General features: G+C 66.4%; 6 protein-coding genes. 4 read left to right on the forward strand and 2 right to left on the reverse strand.

Translation table 11 applies throughout. The annotated features are described in order from the left end of the window. The 3 genes from ASE59_RS19090 to ASE59_RS19100 form a co-directional block, all read left to right on the forward strand. Positions 1-1,060: YncE family protein (locus tag ASE59_RS19090; protein ID WP_235515683.1), on the forward strand; the 1,060-nt coding region annotated here is incomplete at its 5' end. Position 1,061: 1 nt separating this feature from the next. Next, positions 1,062-1,571, forward strand: coding sequence for an RNA polymerase sigma factor (locus ASE59_RS19095; RefSeq protein ID WP_007406239.1), 510 nt, complete (start codon positions 1,062-1,064; stop codon positions 1,569-1,571). Beyond that, entirely contained in the window at positions 1,568-2,338 is a 771-nt protein-coding gene (locus ASE59_RS19100; RefSeq protein ID WP_007406229.1) for an anti-sigma factor family protein, read from the forward strand. The genes ASE59_RS19095 and ASE59_RS19100 overlap by 4 nt, the downstream gene beginning before the upstream one ends. 51 nt (positions 2,339-2,389) lie before the next feature. On the opposite strand, the gene ASE59_RS19105 is transcribed toward ASE59_RS19100, so the two are convergent. Together ASE59_RS19105 and ASE59_RS19110 are read right to left on the reverse strand one after the other, a co-directional pair. Next, positions 2,390-2,902: an MgtC/SapB family protein gene (locus tag ASE59_RS19105; RefSeq protein WP_007406274.1), complete on the reverse strand. Its 513-nt coding sequence runs from the start codon at positions 2,900-2,902 to the stop codon at positions 2,390-2,392. Beyond that, a complete protein-coding gene (locus tag ASE59_RS19110) occupies positions 2,899-3,966 on the reverse strand; it encodes a molybdopterin-dependent oxidoreductase (RefSeq protein ID WP_056454745.1) in 1,068 nt (355 codons plus the stop codon). The genes ASE59_RS19105 and ASE59_RS19110 overlap by 4 nt, the downstream gene beginning before the upstream one ends. A gap of 146 nt (positions 3,967-4,112) precedes the next feature. On the opposite strand from ASE59_RS19110, the gene ASE59_RS20615 reads away from it, so the two are divergent. Continuing rightward, positions 4,113-4,355 (forward strand): LysR family transcriptional regulator (locus ASE59_RS20615; protein ID WP_235515684.1); only part of this gene is annotated, 243 nt, incomplete at its 3' end.

The raw sequence follows: 4,355 nt of genomic DNA on the forward strand, positions 1-4,355 counted from the left end.
CGAGGCGTTCTTCACGCCGGACGGCAAGGAGGTGTGGGTCACGGTCCGCGGCGAGGATTATATCGCCGTGCTCGACCCCACGACGTACAAGGAGACGGGGCGCATCAAGACGCCCGGTGGTCCGGGCATGACGATCTTCTCTCCCGATGGCCGGTACGGCTATGTCTGCTCTTCGTTCAATCCGGTATTGGCTGTGTTCGATGTCGCGACCCACGCGCAGGTCGGACAGGTGGCGCAGCCAAGCCCCTTCTGCCCCAACATCGCCGCGACGCCGGACGGCAAGCAAGTGTGGTTTACGCTGAAGGACATCGGCAAGACGGTCGCATTCGATGCTCGGCCACCCTTCGCGATCCTGAAGGTGCTGGATACCGGGCCTATCACGAACCATGTCAATTTCGCCCGCACGGCCAAGGGGCAGTTCGCGTATGTGACGGTCGGCGGAGAGAATGTGGTCAAGGTGTTCCGCACGTCCGACTTCACGCCGGTGGCAACAATTCCGGTCGGCAAGATGCCGCACGGTGTTTGGCCATCGGGCGACGGCCGGCGCGTTTATGTCGGGCTAGAGAATTCCGATGAGCTGGCCGCGATCGACACCGCCGGCAACACGGTCGTCGCTACCGTGCCGGTCGGACAGGCACCGCAGGCGATCGCCTATGTGTCGAACGCAGTTCCGACAGGCCCCGGCACCGACAATCTCCAGCCGCTCGGCACAGCGGGCAAGGCGCTGCATCTGACCATGGGGCCGATTGGCGGCAAAGGTACGGCAAGCAGCATCACCCTCTTCGACCAGGGCATCATTCAGGTCGTGCAGAGTGCCGTTACCGGTTTGCAGCCCAAGAAGCCTTACATGCTCGTACTGACCGCCAATGCGGACGGCAGCGGCGCTGTAGAGCCGCTTGCGAACTTCATGAGCAACCCGGCAGGTGCGGCGATCGTCAACGCATCGGGTCCGATCCGCCAGATCGTTCAGGGCAGCACCGCGACACCCCGGCGCTTTCTGGCGGTTGCGGAGGTGGTGAACGGCGCGCCGGGGCGCATCGTGCAGGTGCAGCGCGACTGAGATGGACCCGCTTGCCGCCGCGATCGAACCGCTGATCCCCGGGCTGCGCCGCTATGCCCGGTCGTGGTTGCGCGACCGGGTGATGGCGGATGACGTGGTGCAGGATTGCCTGGAGCGCGCGGTCGGGCGCTGGCGACAGCGACGGGGTGCGGAGGTCCGCCCGTGGGTCTATGCGATCCTGCACAATTTGTTGGTCGATCATCAGCGGCAGCATAGCCGGCGAGGTACGGCGGTTCCGCTCCACCTCGTGGACGACGCCGCGCTCGGCCGCCCGGCCGATCAGGACACAGGCCTGCACCACCGCGACCTGCTGCGCGCGCTTGATGCGTTGCCTGAAGAACAGCGAACGGTGCTGCTCCTGGTCTCGGTCGAGGGCCTGCCCTATGCGGAGGTCGCTGCCGTAGTCGGCGTGCCGCTGGGCACGGTAATGTCGCGCATATCGCGGGGGCGCGACCGTCTGGCGACCCTCCTCCGGGAGGGTGAACGGCCGCGATTGAGGAGCGTGCAATGACCAGCCCGATCGGCGAGGACGATCTGGCCGCATGGATCGATGGCAGGCTGTCGCCCGAGCGGCAGCGCCTGGTCGACGCCTATCTTGAAGGCCAGCCGGACGTGCATGCCCGTGTGCGAGAGCAGGCGGAGCAGGCGCGAGCCCTTGCATCCCTGTTCGCCCCCGTCGCGGATGAACCGATCCCGGCGACGATGCGCGTGGCAGCGATCAGGGGACGGCAACGGCAACCGCGTTGGCAGCTCGCCATCGCCGCGTCACTTCTGCTGGCGTTGGGGTTTGGCGGTGGCTGGTCGAGCGCGCGGTGGAGCGGCGAACCCCGCGCGGGCATCGCGGCGCTGGCCAACGAGGCGAGTGATAATTTCCGTGTCTATGCCGCCGACCGGATACGACCGGCGGAGATCGGCCCCGACCAGCGCGCCATGCTGATCCGATGGACCTCCGCTCGATTGGGTGAGCGCGTCACGATCCCGGACCTCAGCACGGCCGGCTATCGCTATGGCGGGGGGCGACTGGTCGCGACGCCCCACGGCCCTGCGGCACTGCTCCTCTACGACGGACCGCAAGCGTCGAAACTTGCGGTGCTGACGAGGCCCATGCAGATCGACAAGACCGCGAGCATGACCAGCACGTCCAGCGGGACCATGGGCCGGGTCACATGGGCGGTCGACGGGATCGGCTATAGTGTGGTGGGCGAGCGACCCGCGGCCGAACTGCATCCGATCGCCGATGAAGTCCGGCGTCAGGCAGATGCCGCGCTTGTGTCCTGATAGCGCCTTGCCGCCTCCCGGCGCCGACGGGCACCGGGCGGTCCAGCGCGATCACGGCTTGCGCTCGACATCCTTCCTGTCGGTCTCGGCCGGCGTCAGACGGGCTCGCTCGCGGATGCGGCGTTCCAGCGGCGCGCCGACGAACAGGACGAGCATTGCAAGGCTCACCCCGCCGATGATGAGCGGCCACACCGCCAACCCTGCTGCCGCGCCGATCGTGGCTGTCACCCAGATGCACGCGGCGGTCGCCAATCCATGCACTTCCTGACCCTGGCCGACCCGCAGCACCGCACCGGCACCGATGAAGCCGACGCCGGACAGAATGCCCTGCATCGCCCGTCCTGCGGCATCGGCGTTCACGTTCGGCAAGCCACTATGCACGATCGCCTGAACGGCGATGCAACTCGCCAGACCGACCAGACCCAGCGTCCGCAGGCCCATGATCTGCCGGTTCTCACGCGAGCGTTCCCAGCCGAGCACCATCCCGGCCGCGGTCGCCACCACCAGCCGGCCAATCGCATCGATCCAGAAAGCGACGTCCGGTGCCGCTGATGCTTCGATCATTCGACCAGCACGTGAACGTGATGCCAGGCGGTGCACAGATAGCCGGCGAAGTTCCACATCGTATCCGGCCGCTCGGGCTGTCCCTGCCCGGTCTCGTCGAAGGCACGGGCGACAAGGTGCTGGCGTCCCTTGGCAAGTGTGGCGTCAAGGATCCAGCGCCGCCAGCCCCAGCGCGTCTCCGGATCATCGGCGAAGGTCGCCTGTTGCCAGTCGCGACCGCCGTTCACCGACACTTCGATCCGAGAAATACGGCGGTCATAGGCAATGGCATATCCCTCAATCCGCACCTCTCCGGCGGCCAAACTCTCGCCCGCACCGGGCGAGCAGATCGCGGCGTTGAGCGGCATGGCATTGATCGTCAGACCCTGGCTCCAGTCGACGGAGTCGCTCGTCACAGCGGCGGGGAAGAGCTTGTAGTCGTGCGCCTGGATCGGTGCCTCGGAGGGCGTTTCACGCACCTCGATCCGTGTCAGCCATTTGGCGCTGCGGACCCCGGCATAGCCAGGCACCACCATGCGGAGCGGGGCGCCATGTTCGGGCGTCAGCGGCTCGCCATTCATCGCCCAGGCGAGGAGTACGTCGGGCTCCCGCGCCTTGCTCATGGCGATCGATACCCCGAACAAGGCTTCTTCACCCTCCACGTCCACCTCGTCCGCGCCGGTGAACGCCACGAACAGCTCGGACGCATCCGGCGCGCCGACCGCATCGAGCACGTCGGCCAAGCGTACGCCGGTCCACTCCGCATTGCCGATCGCGCCTACGTCCCACGGATCGCCGGAGGTGTTGGCGACCTGCTGGAGATCGGTACGCCGGTTGCCGGCGCACTGGAGAACCGCCGTTACCGTGCGCGTGGCAAACGTGCTCTTCAGTTCCTGCACCGAGAAGAAGCGGCTCGCCATGCCCCTCCCGCTCACCTCGATCCGATGATTGGCGGGCAGATCCGGCACTGGCCCGTGGCTGCGCACGTAGAACAGCGCCTGCGGCGTCAGGAACCGCTCGATCAACGCACCGGGCGTCGGCTCGGCATTGTAGGGATCAGAACTGCGCTCGATCATATCGGTCATGGACGATCAAACGTCGCGGGCACGCGTAACGCTTCAAGTCTTCGAGACCATCGCAGACGAAAGGCTGCCGACCATTCCGATATCCAGATTGGAATGACCATATCAAACGGTTGGTCGTATCGATCTAAGTACGCGATATATGCTGCATGACTTTGGAGCAGCTCAGAATATTCGTCGGTGTCGCGGAGCGCGAACACGTCACCAAGGCAGCGGAGGCGCTGAACGTCACGCAGTCTGCTGCCTCCGGGGCGGTTGCGGCCCTCGAAGCGCGCTACGGCGTTCCGCTGTTCCACCGCGTCGGGCGTGGCATCCAGCTTACCGAGGCAGGCCGCGGCTTTCTGGAGGAAGCGCGCGCGGTGCTGGGGCGGGCAGCGCATGCCGAGACGATG

The organism is Sphingomonas sp. Leaf10, from assembly GCF_001421245.1.
In the GTDB taxonomy this organism is placed as follows: domain Bacteria; phylum Pseudomonadota; class Alphaproteobacteria; order Sphingomonadales; family Sphingomonadaceae; genus Sphingomonas.